Source organism: Brachybacterium sp. EE-P12, from assembly GCF_003711805.1.
Classification (GTDB): Bacteria; Actinomycetota; Actinomycetes; order Actinomycetales; family Dermabacteraceae; genus Brachybacterium.
In genome coordinates this window covers 608,531-626,521 of the sequence record NZ_QXCP01000004.1, presented here as the reverse complement: position 1 = coordinate 626,521, position 17,991 = coordinate 608,531, and the positions used below count along the sequence as shown (strand labels likewise).

At 73.8% G+C, this 17,991-nt stretch carries 19 protein-coding genes; 3 read left to right on the top strand and 16 right to left on the bottom strand.

The window, feature by feature from the left end; all coding sequences use genetic code 11:
- The first annotated feature begins 91 nt into the window (after window positions 1–91).
- Complete coding sequence (locus D1648_RS05975; RefSeq protein ID WP_122939871.1) at window positions 92–1,495, top strand: hypothetical protein; 1,404 nt, start codon at window positions 92–94, stop codon at window positions 1,493–1,495.
- Between the two features lie 17 nt (window positions 1,496–1,512).
- Here the strand turns inward: D1648_RS05975 and D1648_RS05970 are convergent, their stop codons facing one another.
- Window positions 1,513–2,154 (bottom strand): AAA family ATPase, encoded by a 642-nt coding sequence (locus tag D1648_RS05970; RefSeq protein WP_122939870.1) that lies wholly within the window; start codon window positions 2,152–2,154, stop codon window positions 1,513–1,515.
- Between the two features lie 153 nt (window positions 2,155–2,307).
- Between D1648_RS05970 and D1648_RS05965 the strand changes: the two genes are divergently transcribed.
- Window positions 2,308–3,168, top strand: a complete 861-nt coding sequence (locus D1648_RS05965; RefSeq protein ID WP_122939869.1) for a class I SAM-dependent methyltransferase — start codon at window positions 2,308–2,310, stop codon at window positions 3,166–3,168.
- A 19-nt stretch (window positions 3,169–3,187) separates the two neighbouring features.
- Here the strand turns inward: D1648_RS05965 and D1648_RS05960 are convergent, their stop codons facing one another.
- The 11 genes from D1648_RS05960 to rpsB all read right to left on the bottom strand — a co-directional run bounded on the left by D1648_RS05960 (window position 3,188) and on the right by rpsB (window position 12,408).
- Window positions 3,188–4,039 (bottom strand): DUF4081 domain-containing GNAT family N-acetyltransferase, encoded by an 852-nt coding sequence (locus D1648_RS05960; RefSeq protein WP_122939868.1) that lies wholly within the window; start codon window positions 4,037–4,039, stop codon window positions 3,188–3,190.
- Between the two features lie 5 nt (window positions 4,040–4,044).
- Window positions 4,045–4,176: a hypothetical protein gene (locus tag D1648_RS18375; protein ID WP_255414275.1), complete on the bottom strand. Its 132-nt coding sequence runs from the start codon at window positions 4,174–4,176 to the stop codon at window positions 4,045–4,047.
- 115 nt (window positions 4,177–4,291) lie between these two features.
- Window positions 4,292–5,635, bottom strand: a complete 1,344-nt coding sequence (locus tag D1648_RS05955) for an RIP metalloprotease (RefSeq protein ID WP_122939867.1) — start codon at window positions 5,633–5,635, stop codon at window positions 4,292–4,294.
- A gap of 70 nt (window positions 5,636–5,705) precedes the next feature.
- Window positions 5,706–6,254, bottom strand: coding sequence for a DivIVA domain-containing protein (locus D1648_RS05950; protein WP_122939866.1), 549 nt, complete (start codon window positions 6,252–6,254; stop codon window positions 5,706–5,708).
- 107 nt (window positions 6,255–6,361) lie between these two features.
- A complete protein-coding gene (locus tag D1648_RS05945; protein WP_122940282.1) occupies window positions 6,362–6,712 on the bottom strand; it encodes a DivIVA domain-containing protein in 351 nt (116 codons plus the stop codon).
- Window positions 6,713–6,774: 62 nt separating this feature from the next.
- Window positions 6,775–8,070 carry a 23S rRNA (adenine(2503)-C(2))-methyltransferase RlmN gene (gene rlmN, locus D1648_RS05940; protein WP_122939865.1) on the bottom strand — a complete coding sequence of 432 codons (1,296 nt, stop codon included), beginning with the start codon at window positions 8,068–8,070 and terminating at the stop codon, window positions 6,775–6,777.
- The gene (locus D1648_RS05935; RefSeq protein WP_122939864.1) at window positions 8,067–8,966 is read right to left on the bottom strand and encodes a phosphatidate cytidylyltransferase; all 900 of its coding nucleotides are present in this window, start codon (window positions 8,964–8,966) and stop codon (window positions 8,067–8,069) included. The genes rlmN and D1648_RS05935 overlap by 4 nt, the downstream gene beginning before the upstream one ends.
- A 45-nt stretch (window positions 8,967–9,011) precedes the next feature.
- On the bottom strand, window positions 9,012–9,578 hold the full coding sequence (frr, locus tag D1648_RS05930) for a ribosome recycling factor (RefSeq protein WP_122939863.1): 567 nt from the start codon (window positions 9,576–9,578) through the stop codon (window positions 9,012–9,014).
- Window positions 9,579–9,681: 103 nt separating this feature from the next.
- Window positions 9,682–10,434 (bottom strand): UMP kinase, encoded by a 753-nt coding sequence (gene pyrH / locus D1648_RS05925; RefSeq protein WP_122939862.1) that lies wholly within the window; start codon window positions 10,432–10,434, stop codon window positions 9,682–9,684.
- 143 nt (window positions 10,435–10,577) lie between these two features.
- Entirely contained in the window at window positions 10,578–11,402 is an 825-nt protein-coding gene (tsf, locus tag D1648_RS05920) for a translation elongation factor Ts (protein WP_122939861.1), read from the bottom strand.
- A gap of 100 nt (window positions 11,403–11,502) precedes the next feature.
- Window positions 11,503–12,408, bottom strand: a complete 906-nt coding sequence (rpsB, locus tag D1648_RS05915) for a 30S ribosomal protein S2 (RefSeq protein WP_122939860.1) — start codon at window positions 12,406–12,408, stop codon at window positions 11,503–11,505.
- Between the two features lie 406 nt (window positions 12,409–12,814).
- Here rpsB and D1648_RS05910 point away from each other — a divergent pair, with 406 nt between their 5' ends.
- Window positions 12,815–13,528: a murein hydrolase activator EnvC gene (locus D1648_RS05910; RefSeq protein ID WP_122939859.1), complete on the top strand. Its 714-nt coding sequence runs from the start codon at window positions 12,815–12,817 to the stop codon at window positions 13,526–13,528.
- 74 nt (window positions 13,529–13,602) lie between these two features.
- Here D1648_RS05910 and D1648_RS05905 read toward each other — a convergent pair whose 3' ends face one another.
- The 4 genes from D1648_RS05905 to D1648_RS05890 are packed head-to-tail and all read right to left on the bottom strand — an operon-like array spanning window position 13,603 to window position 17,938.
- Complete coding sequence (locus D1648_RS05905) at window positions 13,603–14,664, bottom strand: tyrosine recombinase XerC (protein WP_122939858.1); 1,062 nt, start codon at window positions 14,662–14,664, stop codon at window positions 13,603–13,605.
- A 58-nt stretch (window positions 14,665–14,722) separates the two neighbouring features.
- Window positions 14,723–15,958 carry a DNA-processing protein DprA gene (gene dprA, locus D1648_RS05900; protein ID WP_122939857.1) on the bottom strand — a complete coding sequence of 412 codons (1,236 nt, stop codon included), beginning with the start codon at window positions 15,956–15,958 and terminating at the stop codon, window positions 14,723–14,725.
- Window positions 15,955–17,490, bottom strand: a complete 1,536-nt coding sequence (locus tag D1648_RS05895; protein WP_122939856.1) for a YifB family Mg chelatase-like AAA ATPase — start codon at window positions 17,488–17,490, stop codon at window positions 15,955–15,957. Before D1648_RS05895 ends, dprA begins: the two co-directional genes overlap by 4 nt.
- Before the next feature lies 1 nt (window position 17,491).
- Entirely contained in the window at window positions 17,492–17,938 is a 447-nt protein-coding gene (locus D1648_RS05890; RefSeq protein WP_122939855.1) for a YraN family protein, read from the bottom strand.
- Window positions 17,939–17,991: the final 53 nt, after the last annotated feature.

The window sequence follows — 17,991 nt, the reverse complement described above, 5'->3', positions numbered from 1 at the left end:
GCTACTGGTCGCGGCGGGTTCCGGGCGGGGCGGGAGTGAGCCTGCGAACGTGCGCTCGGCTCCTCCGGGGGCCGTCGGTACCCTGGGCCGGATGCAGCAGAGACAGGAGCAGGGCTCGGCGAGGACAGCGCCGGCTCCGGCGGAGCGGAGGGCGCCGACCGGTGCCGGTCCCGCGACCCGTCGACAGCTCCTGCGCGGGGCGGCGGGCGCGGCCTCGCTCGCGGCGCTCGGCGCGCTGGGCACCGGTGCGGTCGCCGCGCAGCGCTCCCTGCGCGGTCCAGAGCAGGCGCCCGCCCGGATCCCGCTGCTGTGCGGGACCGTCGCCCATGCCGACCCCGACCGACGGATCCTCGTCGGCGGCGACGCCCCCGACCTCGAGCTCTCCCCCGGCACACGGCTCGCCGCGGCGCTGCCGGAGCACTCCCCCGCCCGGGTGCGCGCAGCCGACTTCACCGCCCTCACCGCCGACTGGCGCGAGCATCTCCGTGCCGGCCTCGAGCAGGACGAGGACGGGGCCCTGCTCGGCGAGCTGGCCGACACCGCGCTCGCGGACCTCTGGGTGCTCGACGACGAGCTGCCCGCCCCCGTGGCCGGCTGGAGCTCGAACTGGCGTCACGTGTGGCCGCGGGACGCGGCCTTCTGCGCCGTCGCGCTCTCGAGGATCGGTGCGCGGGGCCGCGCCGTCGACGTGCTCTGCCATCTCCAGGACCTCCAGGCGGCCGACGGCTGGTTCGAGGCCCGCTACGTGCCCGGCACCGACCGCGCCCCCGACGGCCGCGCCCCGCAGTTCGACGGGACGGGACTGCTGCTGTGGGCGAGCACCGAGGTCGTGGCCGCCTCCGGCACGGGCGGCGGCGCCGTCGCGGACCGGCTGGACCGGCTCGTGACCACCTCCCTGGGGGCATTGCACCACGCCACCGCGGGCGGGGCCGCGCTGCCGCCCGTCTCCCCCGACTACTGGGAGGTGAACGAGTCCTCCCCCACCCTGTGGGGGATGGCCGCGACGCTCGCGGGGCTGCGCGCCGGCGCGGAGCTCACCGGCGGGACCGGGGCGGCGGACGCGGCGGCGACCTTCGCGCACCTGCTCGCCGGAACCTTCGGACGCAGCGGCTACCAGCGATATCGCGACGGCGGCGGGGCCGACTCCGCGCTCGCCCTGTTCGACGCGACCGGGCAGCAGGGGCAGATCGAGCCGTCCCGCCTGCTCGCGCTGCGCGGCGAGCTCGCCCGCCCCGGGGGCGGCATCGCCCCCGGCGCGGCGTGGAAGCAGGACGGGGTGAGCTGGACCCCGTCGACGAGCCTGCTGGGACTCGCCCTCGCCCGCTCCGGCGAGCGCGCGGCCGCCCGCGAGGTCCTCACCTGGCTCGCCGCGCACCGCACCGAGGCCGGCTCGCTCCCGGAGAAGGTGCTCTTCGACGGGCGCCCCGCCTCGGTCGCCCCGCTCGCGTGGACCGCCGCGAACACGCTGCTCGCCCTCGACGCGCTGGCCGGCTGAGCGCCGACCCGGAGGGCTCAGGCCTCCTGGCCGAGCGCCGCGAGGAGCGCCGTGACCGCCTCCTGCGGACCGCCCTCGGAGACGTCGAGGTGGAGCGCATCGGGCGGGGCCGGGAGCATCGGCACGGCGAGGATCTGGGCGAGCAGCTCAGGATCGGTGAGCTTGCTGCGCTCCGCGCGGCCGGGCGCCTCGACCCGGGCGAGCAGCGCCTCCTCCGAGGCCGTCAGCCAGACGGGCACGAAACGAGCACCGCGCACGCGGGCCAGCTCCCGCAGGCGCTCGACGTGGGCCGCGTTCTCCTCGTCGTCGGGGAGCCAGTTGGTCATGACGTGCGAGAGCGACGGCGGCGCCGCGGCGGCCGCCTCGAGCACGACCTCCCAGACGCGGCGGCGCAGCCCGTCGGTCGCGGAGATGTCCACGCCCTCGCCCGCGTGCAGGCCCATCGGCACGAACACGGGGTTGTTGATGAGGTGGTTGTCGACCACGAGCGCGCCGGTGCGCCGCGCAAGCTCCCGGGCGATGCTGAGCTTGCCCACTGCGGGAGGTCCCACGAGCAGGAGCACATGAGCGCCCGCGAGAGCCTGCTCCGGCTCGGGCGCGGCCGAGGCGGCCTGGTCGGGGGTCTCCGGAGCGGCGGTGGGGGCGGCGTCGTCGCGCATCCCCCGAACCTACCCGCTCCTCGCGGCCCGGGGCGAGGAGCGTGCTGGTGCCGGGAAAGCCCTGGCGTCGGCCGTGCTCGACGTCGTAGCGTGCCGACGGCGCCGGCCGGCGCCTCGCTGCCCCACCCGCCCGACGCCGCTGAGGAGACGCCGATGGGTTCCCCCGCCCCGCACGACCCCGCCGTAGAGCGCCGCTTCGAGGACAACCGCGCGAACTGGGACGACCGCGCGGCCCTCCACGTCGCCTCCGGCTACGGCATCGAGGAGCTCGTCGCGGTTCCCACGCGGATCACCCCCGAGGTCGACCAGGACCGCGAGCGTCTCGGCGACCTCACGGGACAGGACGTGATGCATCTGCAGTGCCATCTGGGCACCGACACGGTGAGCCTCGCCCGGCTCGGGGCGCGGCGCGTCGTCGGCGTGGACCTCTCCCCCGGCTCCCTCGCCCGCGCTCGCGATGTCGCCGAGCGCGCCGGGGCCGGGATCGAGCTCGTCGAGGCGAACGTGTACGACGCCCGCGAGGCCGTCGAAGGGGACTTCGACCTCGTCTACACCTCCCTCGGGGTGCTGTGCTGGCTGCCGGACGTGACCGCCTGGGCACGGGTCGTCGCCTCGCTGCTGCGTCCGGACGGGCGCGTCCTGCTCCGGGACGACCACCCGATGTTCATGGCGGTGGGCGAGGACGTCTCCGGAGGGCTCCGGCTCGAGCAGCCCTACTTCGAGCGCACGGAGCCCATGACCTGGCAGGATGACGGCAGCTATGTCGAGGCGCCGGAGGGCACGGCCCCGATCGCGCATCGCACCAACCATCAGTGGAACCACTCGATCGGCGAGATCCTCACCGCGCTGCTCGAGGCGGGGCTGGTGCTCGACTCCTTCGAGGAGACCCCCTGCTCGGCCTGGGCGCCGTGGCCCGAGCTGATGGAGCGGACGGTCGACGGCCGGTATCGCCTGCGGGAGGATCCCGACCGGCTCGCCCTGCAGTACGTGCTCACCGCGCACCGGCCCGGCTGACCCGGTCGCCGCGGCGCGCTCAGAACAGGATCGTCGTCAGCTCCCCGACCTGGCGGAAGCCGGAGGCGGCGTAGGCGCGTCTGGCCGGCTCGTTGAAGTCGTTGACATAGAGCGAGACCTGCGGGCAGTGGTCGCGGCGGACCCGCTCCACGAGCTCGATCATCGCGGCGCGGCCGAGTCCGTGGCCGCGCAGGTCCGGGCGCACCCACACCCCGTGGATCTGGGCGACCGGGCCGAAGAGCGCGCCCACGTCGGCCTTGAACACGACCTGACCGCCCCGGACCACGACGTAGCTGCGCCGCTGCCGGATCAGCTCGCCCACCCGGTGGCGGTAGGAGCGCCCGCCGTCGCCGAGCAGCGGGTCGATCCCGACCTCCTCGCGGAACATCGACACCGCGGCGGGGAACACCGCCGCGGCCTCCTGCATCTCGGCGGCCCGCAGCCCCGCACCGGGCAGGGAGGGCATCTGCGCCGGCGGTGCGGCGAGCAGCAGGGGCTGGCTCCAGCGGTACTCGCGCACCGCCGAGCCCCAGCTGCCCGAGAGGGTCTGCCACAGCCGGTCGATCGCCGCATGCTCCCCCACCACGGAGCTCGCACGCCGGGGACGCCCGGCCATGTGCTCGCCGAACTCGTCCAGCGCGCCCGGGGAGGCGGACAGCGGCGAGAGGTTCACCCCGTGCCAGAGCACGCCCTCCGGCCGCCGGTCCTCGCCCACGAGGGAGAACTCCTGGGAGAGCGCGGCGGAGCCGATCGTCTCGCGCAGCCGGGCACCGCCGAGCGCGTTGGTGATCGGGTCCTGGAGCGCGAGATCGAGCGCGGCCTGAGCCGTGCCGGAGCGCACCGCGCGCAGACGCCCGCCGCGTCGGAACACGGGGCTCAGCCCACGAGGACGGAGGGGACGCCGCCGACGTGCAGGTCGCCGAGCCTCGCCGTGCGCGTCGTCCGCCGGCGGGCGAGGACCGGCGGAGGCGTCGTGACGGCGGGGTCGCCGAGGCTCAGGGAAGTCACCGCCCCATTATGGACTGCCGTCGCGGTCCCGGGAGGCGAGGCGCGACACGTCCGCGGCACCTGCACGGACCCCAGCGACCGGGTGCACGGCGGCGCGCCGCGGCCCCTGCGACGCTCAGGGGAACAGGGTGATCGGCTTGACGATGTCCGCGTACACCAGCAGCACCGTCATCACGATGAACACGAGCGCGACCGCGTTGGTCAGCGGGAGCATCCGGGACATGTCCACCGGTCCCGGGTCGGGCCGTCCCCGCAGCCTCGCCAGGAGGCGCCGTGCCCCTTCGAGCAGCGCCCCGGCGACGTGCCCGCCGTCCAGCGGCAGCAGCGGGACGAGGTTGAACACGAACAGCGCCATGTTCAGCGAGGCGAGCATCGAGATCATCGTCCCGGTCTTCTCCCGCAGCTCGAAGCCGGGCTGATCGACGGAGGCGACCTCGCCGGCCAGCCGGGAGACGCCGACGACGCCGAGGGGGCCGTTCGGGTCGCGCTCGGCGCTGCCGAAGGCGGCCTCACCCACCTCGTACAGCCGCACCGGCAGGGTCAGCACGATCTGCCCGGTGCGCACGAAGGCGTCCCAGGCCATCGCGGGCACCTCGGTCGGGGACTGCGGCACGAGGTCGGGGGTGCCGGCCACGCCGAGGAAGCCGACCTCCTCGGTGAGGATCTCCCCGTCGGCGGCGTGCACAGGGGCGCCGCTCTCGTCGAGGACGGGCCGGGCGTCGACCACGAGGGTCGCCTCGAGCGTCAGCTCGCGGTCGTCGCGCTCGACGACGACGTCGACGGTGCGGTCCTCCGCGGCGCGCACCGCGGCGGTGACGTCCTCCCAGCGGTCGATCCGGTGCCCGTCGATCTCGCGCAGCACGTCGCCGGGCCGGATTCCCGCCGCGAGCGCCGGTGCTGCCGGCTTCCCCTCGCAGGAGACGTCCGCGGGGGCATCGGCCGGGACCACGCACTGCGAGACGCTCTGCACAGTGGGCGTCACCGAGGGCAGGCCGATGCCGCTGACCAGCACCACCATGAGCAGCACGGAGATGAGCAGGTTCATGGCCGGGCCGCCGAGCATCACCGCGAGCTTCTTCGGCACGGAGAGCGCGACGAAGGTGCGGTGGGCGTCCTCGGGGCCGTACTGGGAGGACTCGTAGGCCTTCGCGTCCTCGGACATCTCGGTGATCTGCTGGAGCAGCCCGGTGGAGTCCTCGCGGATCGTCCCCTCGGGCTCCCCGCGGTGCGGCGGGAACATGCCGATCATGCGGATGTAGCCGCCGAGCGGGACGGCCTTGAGGCCGTACTCGGTCTCGCCGCGGGTGCGGGACAGGAGCGTGGGGCCGAAGCCGATCATGTACTGGGTGACCCGCACGCCGAACAGCTTCGCGGGGACGAGATGGCCGATCTCGTGCAGGGCGATCGAGAGGCCGAGCCCCGCGGCGATCACGAGCACGCCGAGGGCGAAGAGCAGCATGCTCAGCGCTCCTGCACGGCGAGGAGCCCGGTGGAGCCCGGCAGGATCAGGCGCCGCGGCGACGCGTCGGTCACGGCACGGAGGCCATCACGTCCGCGACATGGTCGAGATAGACGTCGACCACGGCCTCGCGGTAGCCCTCGGCGCCGCGGCGACGCCCGAAGGCGGCGCGACGCACGTCGTCCACGCTCATGGGGTGGCCGTCGGTGAAGTAGGCGACGAGCTGGTCGCACAGGGCGTCCACGTCGGCCTTGTCGTAGGCGGGCTCGCCCTGCGCGGCGGGGGCGAAGCGGTCCCCGGCGGGGCGCTCGAGCCGCTCCTTGAGCACCTCGGCGCGCTCGGTGAGCTGCGCGACCCACGCCTCCTCGCCCTGAGCGGCGATGGCGTCGTCGCGGGCCTGCAGCGCGAACGCGTCCGAGAGGCGGTCCAGCGCCTCGTCGACCACGCGCATGTCATAGCCGCCGCGCTCGGTGCCGAAGCTCGCCGCGGTGATGTCGCTCCCGCCGAAGGACGGGTCGCGGCCCTCGTAGGCCTTGCGGGCGCGGGCGAGGAACTCGTCGACCTCACGCATGTCGTATCCGACGCTGAAGCGCGAGACGCGTTCGAACGATGTGCTCACCAGTGGTCCTTCCTCGGTGCTGTCGGTGCCCCACTGTAGCGGCGCGGGGCGGGTGTGTCGGGGAGGCGTGCAGGGCCGTGGGGCGGGAGGACCCGCTGCCGCGGAGCTCAGCGGGAGCGGCGCAGCAGGCGCGAGAGCAGGCCCGGCCGCTGCTCGGCGGGATGAGGGGCGCTCGCGGGGCCGGTTCCGGTCCCCCTGCCCTCCCCCGCCGGGCCGCCGGCGGACCGCTCGAGCTCGTGGAAGCGCGGCACGAGGACGTCGTCGAGGAAGGCGTCGACCTCGTCGATGGCGTAGCCGGGCGTGAAACGGGTCTGGGCGAAGCGCATGCCGGCGACGTCCTGCGCGTTCACCGACCCGTCTCCCGTGGCCAGGGCGTGTTCGCAGCGGTCCAGGAAGTCGTCGACCTGGTCCATGGCGTAGCCGTCGGAGAAGCGGGTCGGGGTGAAGGCGATGTCCATGGGTCTCCTCGTCGGGGGCTGGCTCGGCCCGGGCCGGTCGGGGCAGTGCGGTCGGGGCGGGGTCAGTCGGCGACGGCCGAGGCGACCGCCTCGACCCGGGCCACGCGCGCCTCGCGGTCCGCGCGGTGGGTGTCGGACTCGATCACCTCGGCGGCGAGCTGGCCGCAGGCGCCGTCGATGTCGGAGCCGCGCGTGTCGCGGATCGTCGCGGAGATGCCGTTCTCGCGCAGGATCTCCACGAAGCGCTTCTCCACCAGCGGATCCGAGGCGGTCCACTTCGAGCCCTTGACCGGGTTCAGCGGGATGGGGTTCACGTGCACCCAGTGCGCGCCGCCCTTGGCGATCAGCCGGTCGGCGAGCAGCTGGGCGCGGTGGGCGTGGTCGTTGATGTCGCGGATCAGCGCGTACTCGATGCTGACCCTCCTCCCGGTGGTCTCGAAGTACTCCCAGGCCGCATCGAGGATCTCGTCGATGTCGAAGCGGGTGTTGATCGGCACGAGCTCGTCGCGCAGCGCGTCGTCCGGTGCGTGCAGCGACACCGCGAGGGTGACCGGGATCTTCTCCGCGGTCAGCTTCCGCACCGCGGGGGCGAGACCGACGGTGGAGACGGTGATGTGGCGGGCGCCCATCCCGAAGCCCTCGGGGGCCGGGGCGTTCAGGCGCTTGCAGGTGGTGGCCACGGGGCGGTAGTTCGCCAGCGGCTCCCCCATCCCCATGAACACGATGTTGTTCACGCGTCCGGGCCCGCCGGGCAGCTCCTCGCGGGCGAGCATGCGATTGGCGATCCGCACCTGCTCGAGGATCTCGGCGGTGGAGAGGTTGCGGGTCAGCCCCATCTGACCGGTGGCGCAGAAGGGGCAGTTCATGCCGCAGCCCGCCTCGGAGGAGATGCACAGCGTGTTGCGGTCGCTGTAGCGCATCAGCACCGACTCGACCATGGGGCCGTCGAACAGCTGCCAGAGGAACTTCTGGGTGGCGCCGTGATCGGCGGACTGGCGCGAGACCAGGGTCAGCAGCGGCGGGAAGAAGCGGTCCACGAGCTCCTGGCGGCCCTCCTTGGGGAGGTCGGTGAGGTCCTCGGGGTCCGTGGTGAAGTGCTCGAAGTAGTGCACGGAGAGCTGCTTCGCACGGAATCCGGGCAGGCCCATCTCCTTCACCGCCGCGATCCGCTCCTCCAGCGTGAGATCCGCCAGGTGCGCCGGCGGCTTGCCGCGGCGCGTGGGGCGCAGCTGGAGCTGGCCCGGGGCGAGGGCGACCTTCTGGCCGGGCACCGCCTCACGGGAGAGGTCGGGCTTCGGGCCGACGGCGACGGGCGTGGGCGCGCCGGGGCGCCGCGGCGGGTCCTGGGGAGCGTTCATGGCAGCAGTACCTCCAGCATGACATAGGTGGTGGGGGCGGCCAGCAGGATCGAGTCGATCCGGTCCAGCACGCCGCCGTGGCCGGGCAGCAGGTGCCCCATGTCCTTGATCCCCAGGTCCCGCTTCAGCAGGGACTCCGAGAGATCGCCGCAGGTCGCGACCACCACGAGCACCGCGCCGAGGGTCACGCCCGTCCACCAGGGAAGCCCCAGGGCGAGCGTCGCGACCGCCGTGACCGTCGCGGTGCCGAGCACGAGCGAGCCGGCGAAGCCCTCCCAGCTCTTCTTGGGGCTGATGCTCGGCGCCATCGGATGGCGGCCGAACAGCACCCCGGCGATGTAGCCGCCGACGTCGTTGCCGACGGGGCCGAGCACGGCCAGCAGGACGAGCACCGGCCCCTGATCCTGCTGCATCAGCAGCAGCAGGAAGCAGCCGAGGAAGGGCACCCAGGCCAGGGCGAGCACTCCCCCGGCGACGTCGCGCAGGGCGGTCAGGCCCATCGACTCGGTCACCCGCCACAGGATGAGCACGGACACCGCGGCCGCGGTGGACAGCAGAAGTCCCTCCGCCCCGAACACGACGGTCGAGACGACCATGCCGATCACGCCCACGAGCAGCGGGACCGGAGGGACCTCCAGCCCTCCGGAGGAGAGCGCGCGCGTCAGCTCGAGCACCGCGCCGACCATCGCGATCGCGGCGACGACGGGGAAGGCCTGGGGCACCACCAGCACGGACACCAGCAGCACGACGACGAGCACGCCGCCGACGGCGATCGCGGCGGGCAGGTTGCGGCCGGGACCGCGGCGCTTGGCGCGCTGAGGTTCCGGCACGTCGACGACCGCCTCGAGGCTGCTCGAGGCGGTCGCTGCGGCGGGCTCCTGCGCGGGGCTGTTCATCGCGGAGCGGTCACGGTCTGCACGGCCGACGTCCGGTGGTGCGGCTCAGACGGTCTCGAGCTCGGTCTCCTTGAGGCTCAGCGCCTCGTCGACCTGCTCGATGTACTTCTTGGTGACGGCCTCGAGCTCCTTCTCGGCGCGCACGCCGTCGTCCTCGCCGATCTCCTTGTCCTTCACGAGCTTCTCGATGGCCTTCTTCGCGTTGCCGCGGGAGCCGCGGATCGCGATGCGGCCGTCCTCGGCCTTGGTGCGGGCGAGCTTGACGTAGTCGCGGCGCCGCTCCTCGGTGAGGGCGGGCAGGACCACGCGCAGGTTGTCGCCGTTGTTGGTGGGGTTCACGCCGAGGTCGGACTCGCGCAGCGCGGTCTCGGTCGCGGACATCGCGGTCTTGTCGTAGGGCGTGATCAGCACAGTGCGCGCCTCGGGGAACTGCAGCGAGGCGAGCTGGTTCAGCGGGGTCGGGGTGCCGTAGTACTCGACCGTGATCCCCTGGAACATCGCCGCGCTCGCGCGTCCGGTGCGGATCGCGGTGAATTCGTCCTTGGTGACCTCGACGGTCTTGGTCATCTTGGCCTGGGCGTCCTTCAGGATGCTCGCGGTCTCGTCGCTCACGGGGTGCTCCTCGGTTGTCGATGGGTGCTGTGGTCCATTGTCCCGCACGTCGGGGCGGTCCCGCACGTCGCGGCGGCGGGGCGCCGCGACCGGCGCTCCGGTGTCACTCGGTGACGACGGTGCCGATCCGGTCCCCGCGCATTGCCCGGGTGATGTTGCCGGGGGTGTCCAGGCCGAAGACCATCATCTGCTGGGCGTTGTCCATGCAGAGGCTGAAGGCGGTGGAGTCGACGACCTTGAGGCCCTGCTGGAGGGCCTCGCCGTAGGTGATGTGCTCGAGCTTGGTCGCCTCGGGGTTGCTGCGCGGATCGGAGTCGTAGACGCCGTCGACCCCGTTCTTGGCCATCAGCACCTCCTCGCAGCCGATCTCGAGGGCGCGCTGCACCGCGACGGTGTCGGTGGAGAAGTAGGGCATCCCGGCACCGGCGCCGAAGATGACCACGCGGCCCTTCTCGAGGTGGCGCACCGCGCGCAGCGGGATGTACGGCTCGGCGACCTGCCCCATCTCGATCGCCGTCTGCACGCGGGTGGAGACGCCGCGCTGCTCGAGGAAGTCCTGCAGGGCGAGGCAGTTCATGACGGTGCCGAGCATGCCCATGTAGTCGGCGCGGCGGCGGTCCATCCCGCGCTGGGACAGCTCCGCGCCGCGGAAGAAGTTGCCGCCGCCGACGACGATGGCGCACTGGACGCCCTGGGCGACTCCCTCGGCGATCTCCGCAGCGATGCGGGAGACGACGTCGGGGTCGACGCCGACGGCGCCGCCGCCGAAGGCCTCGCCCGAGAGCTTCAGGAGGACACGTCGTCCGTCCTGTCGCTTGGGCAGAACGGGGATGGGGGACGTGAACGTCTGGGTCATGGGGGTCCTTCCGCGCGGGGTCCTCGGCGATGATACCGGCGCGGCCCCGCACCGATGGTGCGGGGCCGCAGGGCGGTGGCCACGCTCACGTGGCCGTGGGGCGGGCGAGGGCGCGGTGGGCGCCCGTGCCAGTCCCGGGGGCGTCAGCTGCCGACGCGGAAGCGGACGAAGCCGGTGACGGTGCCGCCGACCTCCTCGGCGATCTGGCCGACGGTCTTCTTCGGGTCCTTCGCGAAGGCCTGGTCCAGGAGGCAGTTCTCCTTGAAGAAGCCGTTCAGGCGGCCCTCGACGATCTTCGGGATCGCCTTCTCGGGCTTGCCCTCGTTCTCGGCCGTCTCCTGGGCGATGCGGCGCTCGTTCTCGACGACGTCGGCGGGGACCTCGTCGCGGCTGAGGTACGCGGGCGTGAACGCGGCGATGTGCATCGCCACGTCGCGCGCGACCTCGGCACCGGCCGCGTCGGTCGCGACCAGCACGCCGACCTGCGGGGGCAGGTCCTTGTTGGTGCGGTGCATGTACTCGGTGACGGCCTCGCCGGAGACCCGGCCGATGCGGCGGACGAGGATCTTCTCGCCCATGGACGCGCCGGCGTTGGTCAGTGCCTCGCCGAAGGGGGTCTCGGCGAGCTCCTCGGGCTCGGTCGCGCCGGACTCGACGGCCGCGGCCACAGCCTCGTCGCCCAGCGCCACGAACTTGTCGTTCTTGGCGACGAAGTCGGTCTCGGAGTTGAGCTCGACGAGGGTGCCGGTGCGGCCGGCGTCGCTGTCGCGGATGTCGAAGGCGATGAGGCCCTCGGAGGCGGTGCGGCCCTCGCGCTTGGCGATGCCCTTGAGGCCCTTGACGCGGATCAGCTCGACGGCCTTGGCCTTGTCGCCCTCGGCCTCGTCGAGCGCCTTCTTGACGTCGAGCATGCCCGCGCCGGTGGCCTCGCGGATCTCCTTGATGTCTGCTGCCGTGTAGTTGGCCATGTTCCTCTTCCTTGTGGGAGCTGCTTCGGGAGGTGGCGGGAGGCTCACGGCCTCCCCGTGGAGGGGCCCGGGACCGAGGTGACGGTCCCGGGCCCGTGGATCACTCGGCGGCGGGGGCCTCGGTGGCCTCGGCGGCGGGCTTCTCCTCCGACTCGGCGGCCTTCTCCTCGGACGGCTTCTCCTCGGCGGCGGCGACGGACTCCTCGGCCGGGGCGTCCTGGGACTGGACCTCGGACTGCTTGAGCAGCTCCTGCTCCCACTCGGCCAGCGGCTCGGCGTCCACGGCGGAGACGTTCTTCTCGCCGGTGGACTTCGCGTGACGCTCCTGGAGGCCCGCGGCGACCGCGTCGGCGACCACGCGGGTCAGCAGCGTGACGGAGCGGATCGCGTCGTCGTTGCCCGGGATCGGGTAGGTGATCTCGTCGGGATCGCAGTTGGTGTCCAGGATCGCGACGACGGGGATGTTCAGCTTCTGGGCCTCGTCGACGGCGAGGTGCTCCTTGTTGGTGTCCACGACCCACAGGGCCGAGGGCGCCTTGCCCATGTCGCGGATGCCGCCGAGCGTCTTCTCGAGCTTGTCCTTCTCGCGGCGCATCATCAGCAGCTCCTTCTTGGTGCGGCCGGAGGAGGCCACATCGTCGAAGTCGATCTGCTCGAGCTCCTTGAGGCGGTTCACGCGCGCGGAGACGGTCTGCAGGTTGGTGAGCATGCCGCCCAGCCAGCGCTGGTTCACGTAGGGCATGCCCACACGGGTGGCCTGCTCCTGCACCGACTCCTGCGCCTGCTTCTTGGTGCCGACGAACAGGATGGTGCCGCCGTGGGCGACGGTCTGCTTGACGAAGTCGTAGGCCTTGTCGATGTACGACAGGGTCTGCATGAGGTCGACGATGTAGATGCCGTTGCGCTCGGTGAAGATGAAGCGACGGACCTTCGGGTTCCAGCGACGGGTCTGGTGACCGAAGTGGACGCCGCTCTCCAGGAGCTGGCGCATGGTGACGACTGCCATGATGGTGTCCTCTGTTCTCCGGTCCTGGGCTCGCACGGCGCGCCCGTGGGCGTCCGCGGTCATCGCGCAGGACCTGCTTTCTCGGTTGTCCCCCGCCACCGGTCGGTGCGGGGCCTGGTGCCCGGGAGCCGGCCGCCCTGCGCCTCCCCCGCGCGGAGCAGAGGACGGGAAGGACCGATGGCCGACGAGCCCTGGTGGGCACGCGAAGTCATCCGGACGGACCGGATGCTGAGGGAAGTCTATCCGACGCCGCCGCATCCCCGTGCGCGGCATGCGTCACCTCCGCTGGGCGGGAGGGAGGGACGACCTGGCCGGCGGAGGCGGGACGTCTCCTCCACAGGACCGCTCCGTCCACCGCCGGGTCGTGCCTCTGGCGGCACGGTCCCCGCACGCGGAGGATCCCGCCATGGTCCTCCTCGCGTCCCGCCCCGTCCCGTCCCGGCTCTCCCTGCTCTCGCGGGGGCTCGCGCTGCTGACGATGCTCGTGCTGGTGCTGGCCGTGCCGCCGCCCGGCGCGGCCCGCGCCGAGGGCCCGCGCTGGCAGTGGCCGACACCGCCTCCGCACGAGGTGGTGGCGCGCTTCGAGGCGCCGACCACCCCGTACGGGCCGGGCCACCGGGGGATCGACATCGCGGTCTCCGGCGGTGCGCAGATCCGGGCGGTCGAGGCCGGGACGGTGCGTTTCAGCGGGTCCCTCGCCGGCCGTGGTGTGGTCTCCGTGGTGCATGCCGACGGGCTGCTGTCCACCTATGAGCCGGTGACGAGCACGCTGAGCGAGGGAGCACGGGTGGCGGCGGGCGACGTGCTGGGGACCCTCGAGGGCGGCTCCCCGTCCTCGCACTGCGGCGAGCGCGACTGTCTGCACCTGGGAGCCCGACGGGGCGAGTCCTATCTGGACCCGCTGCTGCTCCTCGGTGGTCGGGGACCGAGCGTGCTGCTGCCCTGGGAGGGTGGAGGCAGCGTCGGGGCCTCTGCCTCGGCGCCGGGCCGAGCATCCACGGGATCCGCCTCCCCGGGAGGCGTGCCCGCGGGATCACCCCCGGGCTCCTCTCCCGTGCTCCTCACGCGACCCGTGGTGCAGCTGCAGGGGGCCGGCCCCCATGCGGCGGGCCTCGTCTGAGCGGGTCGCACCCGCGGAGCGGATGCGAGCGAAAGCGGAGCGGGGCGCGGCGATGCCGGGACGCCCGGACGGGATCAGGCTCGCGGGTGGGCCTGATCGACGGTGCTGCGCAGGCGTTCGGCGCTGACGTGGGTGTAGATCTGCGTGGTGGCGAGCGAGGAGTGTCCCAGGAAGTCCTGCACGCTGCGCAGGTCCGCTCCGCCCTCGACCAGGTGCGTGGCGGCGCTGTGGCGCAGGGTGTGGGGGCTGATGTGCCGGGCGATCCCAGCCCGGGCCGCGTACCGGTCCACGAGGGTGCGCACGGCGCGGTCCCCGAGCCGTCCCCCGCGCACGCCGAGGAAGAGAGCCCGCTGCGGCGAGCCGCCCTTCCCCCTGTCGGCGAGCACGGGGCGCCCCTGCTCCTCCCAGACGCGCAGCGCCTCGAGCGCGGGGACGCCGACGGGGACGATCCGCTCCTTGTCGCCCTTGCCGCGCACGCGGACGGTGCCCTCCGCGCGATCGATGCCGCCGAGGTCGAGGGACACGAGCTCGGAGACGCGCAGCCCGGAGGAGTAGAGCAGCTCGAGCACCGCCGCGTCACGCTGCAGCACGGCCTGCTCCACCGGATCCGTCGGCGCGGCCGGCGCCTCGTGCTGAGAGGCCGTCGGCCCCGCGCCCCGCCCGGAGGCGGACGCCTCGCCCGGACGGTCGGCGGCCGCGCCCTCTCGACGGGCTCCGGTCGCGTCCTCGCGAGGCGCGGCGATCCCGTCCAGGAGCGCCCCGGCCTGCTCACCCGTGAGGACAGCGGGCAGATGCCGGCCGCGGCGCGGGGCGCGGAGCCGGCCGCCGACGTCATGGGGGATCCGGCCGGTCGCGGCGAGCCAGGCGGTGAAGGTGCGGGCTGCGGCGGCGGAGCGGGCGAGGGTGCTCGCGCTCGCGCCGGTCTCCGCGCGCGCGGCGAGCCAGGAGCGCAGCGCAGTCACGTCGAGCTCGGCGGGGGCGATGCGCTCGACCTCCCGCAGATGCGTCAGCAGCGAGCCCGTCTCCCGCCGGTAGGCGCGCACCGTGTGCTCGGAACGGCCGCGCTCCAGGCGCAGGTGGGCTGCGAAGGCCTCGACGATCTCGTCGTCCTGCTCCATCGCGGGGTGGGTGCTCATGCCCGCCATTCTCGCGCATCGACGCCCCGGCCCGGGATCTCCCCTCACCGTCTCGTGCTCACCGCCGTGTGCGTCGCACCCGCTGCGCGGAGCGCTCGACGAGGCCGAGCAGCTCGAGCCGGGCCAGCGCCGCACTGACCTCCCTCGGCGCGAAGCCGACCTCGTCCACGATCCGCGCCGGGGTGAGGCTCGAGCGCGGCGGCACCGCATCCAGCACGCGGCGGTCGGAGGGCGAGAGCAGGTCGAGCTCGTCCTGCCGGGCGAAGCTCCCCTCCCCCGCCGCGGGCCCTCCCGGCAGGAGGTCCAGCAGCTCGGCAGGCTCGGTCACGAGCACCGCGCCCTGCTCGCGGACCAGTCGATGGCAGCCGGCGCTCGCCGCGGAGGTCACCGGGCCCGGGACCGCGCCGACCGGCCGGGAGAGCTGATCGGCGAGTCGCGCGGTGGACAGCGCGCCGGAGCGCCAGGCCGCCTCGACCACCACGACCGCCCGGGACAGCGCCGCGATGAGCCGGTTCCGGGCGAGGAAGCGCCACCGCGTCGGGGCGGTACCGACGGGCGCCTCGCTGACCAGCAGATGATGCTCACGGATCCGTTCGAGCAGCTGCGCGTTCCCGCGGGGGTAGAGACGGTCCAGTCCTCCGGCGAGGACCGCGATGGTTGCGCCGCCCCCGGCGGCGAGCGCACCACGATGCGCGGCCGCGTCGATCCCGTAGGCGCCGCCGGAGACGACCGTCCCGCCGGATCCGGCGAAGGCCGCGGCGAGGGAGGCGGCGACGTCCTCGCCGTAGGGGGTGGAGGCGCGGGAGCCCACGAGACCTGCGCTGCGCTCGCCCGTCAGCTGCTCGAGCCGTCCGGGCCCCTGCGCCCACAGGCAGTGCGGGGCGCTCTCCTGGAGGTCGTCGAGGAGCTGCGGCCATTCCGCGTCGCCGGGCACCAGCACGCGCAGGCGTCGTCTGTCGGCGTCCTCGAGGACGGCGTCGACGTCGACCGTGCGGAGCCGTCCCCGCCAGCGCTCGAGGGCGCGTGCCGCTCGCGCTCGCGGCGTTCCCGCGCCGGGGTCGGCGGCCTGGGAGGGCACCTCCCCCTGCAGGGCGGAGACCAGCTCGTCGGGCGTGGCCTCGCGGGCGAGCTCGAGGGCGTGGGCCGGTCCGAGCCGATCCCGGGCCAGCAGGGCGACGGCGTCGGAGGGCTCGGCGGTCAGGGACCAGGTCACCCGGGCTCGTCGTTCCGTCTCGCGGGGCGCGGGCTGCGGCGGGGTCAGGGGCTCCTGCTCCGTGCGCGGTGCGCGGCTCATCGGGGGTCCCCCAGTCGCAGGGTGAGAGCCTCGCCGATGTGGACCGCATCGGGTCGATCCGCCGCGTCGAGGTCGGCGAGGGTCCAGGCCAGTCGCAGCACCCGGTCGTAGCCGCGCAGGGTGAGCCTGCCCTGTCCGTGGGAATGGTCCAGGAGGGCGAGGTCCGCCTTCGCGGGCGCGAACTCGGTGCGCAGCAGCGGTCCGGGGAGGTGGGCGTTGGTGCTCCAGTTCCGCCCCGCATACCGGCTCCTCTGTCGCTCCCGTGCGCGGCGGACGCGTGCGGCGATGCTCGCGCTCGGCTCGGAGGGCTCCCCACCGCTGCGACGGAGGTCGACGGGGCCCACGTCCACGCGCATGTCGATGCGGTCCATCACCGGGCCGGAAAGCCGTGAGAGATAGCGTCGGCGCTGCAGCGCGGTGCACGTGCACCTCTCCCCCTTGCCCCAGGAGTTCCCGCACGGGCACGGATTCGCGGCCAGGACGAGCTGGAAGCGGGCGGGATAGCGGGTCACGCCGCGAGCGCGGTGGAGGGTGATGTCCCCCGTCTCGAGCGGTTCCCGCAGCGCCTCGAGCACCCGGGAGGAGAACTCGGGCGCCTCGTCGAGGAAGAGCACTCCGCAGTGCGCACGGGAGATCGCTCCGGGCCGGGCGAGGCCGCCGCCTCCCCCGACCACGGCGGCGGCGCTCGCGGTGTGATGCGGGCTCTCCAGGGGCGGGAGATGCAGGAGGCCCTCGCGTGCGTCGAAGCGTCCGTCGAGGGAGTGGACGGCCGAGACGTCCAGCGCGTCCTCCGTGCTGAGCTCCGGGAGGATCCCGGGCAGGCGGGCGGCGATCATCGTCTTGCCCGCGCCGGGCGGCCCGGTCAGCAGCAGGTGATGGCCCCCGGCCGCGGCGACCTCGGCGGCGCGCCGCGCCTCGGCCTGCCCGATCACGTCGGCGAAGTCCGTCGTGCGGGCCGTGCCCCGCGGGGCGGGCGGCGTCGGGGCGGGCAGCGGCTCCCGCGGCGGGGCCGGCGGGACGTCCGCGCCGAAGCGGTGCAGGAGCGTGGCGAGGTCGGAGGCGGCGTCCACCTCGATGCCCTGCACGAGGCGCGCCTCGGCGAGGTTCTCCTCCGGCACCACGGCACGGCACAGCCCGTGGCCGCGGGCCGCGAGCAGGGCCGGCAGCACGCCGGGGACGGGACGCAGCCGCCCGTCGAGCCCCAGCTCCCCGAGCAGCACCGTGTCGGAGGGGACGTGGGTGCGCAGATCACCCTGGGCGTCGATCACCGCGAGCGCGATCGCGAGGTCGAAGCCGGAGCCGTGCTTGTGCTGCCAGGCGGGAGTCATGTTGACGGTGATCCGGCGCTGGGCGAGGTGGACGCCGCTGCGGGCCGAGGCGGCACGGACCCGGTCACGCGCCTGGAGCGTCGAGGAGTCCGGCAGGCCCACCAGGGAGAAGGCGGGAAGTCCCGGGGAGACGTCCGCCTCGACCTCGACCAGGGTGCCCTCGAGACCGGTGAGGCTGATGGAGACGGTGCGCGCCTGTCCCATCTCAGTGCACCCCTTCGAGATGCTCGAGCGAGAAGACCCCGTCGACGTGGGCGTGCACGGCGATCACATCGATCCGCACGTCGCGGTGCGGTGTCGAGCGCTCCATGAGGTACTCGCCGGCGAGCCGTCGCAGCCGACGCAGCTTCGCCGGGGTCACCGCCGCCTGCGGCACACCGGTGACGAAGGAGCGGCGCGTCTTGACCTCGACGAACACGAGGGTCGAGTGGGCGAGGGCGACGATGTCGAGCTCCCCCTGCGCCAGGCGCAGGTTCCGCTCGACGATCTGCCAGCCGCAGGCGATCAGGTGGTCGGCGGCCAGGTCCTCTCCGGCCCGGCCGAGCTCGGCGGTGGTCATCTCACGCACCCGTGGTGGGGCCGGTGCCGGGCGTGGCCGGTCGGCGGCGAGGTGAGGGGGCGGGGTGCCGGGGGCGGAGGCGAGGCTGTTCATGCCGTCAGCCTCGCCGGAGGGCCCCGTGCGGGGAAGCAGTCCCTCGATCCTGG